This is a genomic window from Bacillus cereus group sp. Bc031, from assembly GCF_027716265.1.
GTDB lineage: Bacteria > Bacillota > Bacilli > Bacillales > Bacillaceae_G > Bacillus_A > Bacillus_A paranthracis.
Map to the genome: position 1 here is coordinate 1 of NZ_JAQFUL010000222.1, position 655 is coordinate 655.

A 655-nucleotide genomic window follows, 5' to 3' on the forward strand; every position below is an offset into this window, starting at 1 on the left:
AAAGTAAAAAGGGTATTACATTTTCAGAAAAGAGTAAACGATTAACGGGTATCAACATATATGTCTCAAATACGCCTGAAGGAGTTGTTCCGATGGAACAAATACATGACTTTTACTCCCTTCGCTGGCAAATAGAAATTATTTTTAAAACGTGGAAATCCTTATTTCAAATTCATCATTGGCAAACTATCAAAAAAGAGCGATTAGAATGTCATGTGTATGGAAGACTTATTGCCATCTTTATCTGTTCTTCTACGATGTTTAAGATGCGTAAACTTCTTTTGCAAAAGAACAAAAGAGAATTAAGTGAATATAAAGCCATTGGGATGATTCAAGATCATGTATCGCTGTTATATCAAGCGATACAGAGAAACACCCAAAATCTAACAAAGATTTTAATCCGTTTGTTCGACCTCCTACAGAAGAATGGACGGAAATCTCATCGATATGAGAAGAAAACTATCTTTGATATTATGGGTGTTGTCTATGAGTATAATGGGTTTGGAAAACAAAAGAAAGCTGCATAATTTTTAAAATGAAACTCGTTAGAGTTTATTTGGTGTGTGTACTTTTCAATACCAAAAGTACATTACGTGTTTTTTAGTTTGTTTGAACGAAAGTTCATTTTGTTTTCGTTCTTAAGTTGATGGGCATG

Annotated in this window: 1 protein-coding gene; it reads left to right on the forward strand. The window is 32.8% G+C overall.

Annotated elements, in window-relative coordinates; genetic code table 11:
* Nucleotides 1-527, forward strand: a 527-nt coding sequence (locus PDQ33_RS28995; RefSeq protein ID WP_270757132.1) for a transposase, incomplete at its 5' end; no start/stop codon positions are given.
* Between the last annotated feature and the right edge of the window lie 128 nt (nt 528-655).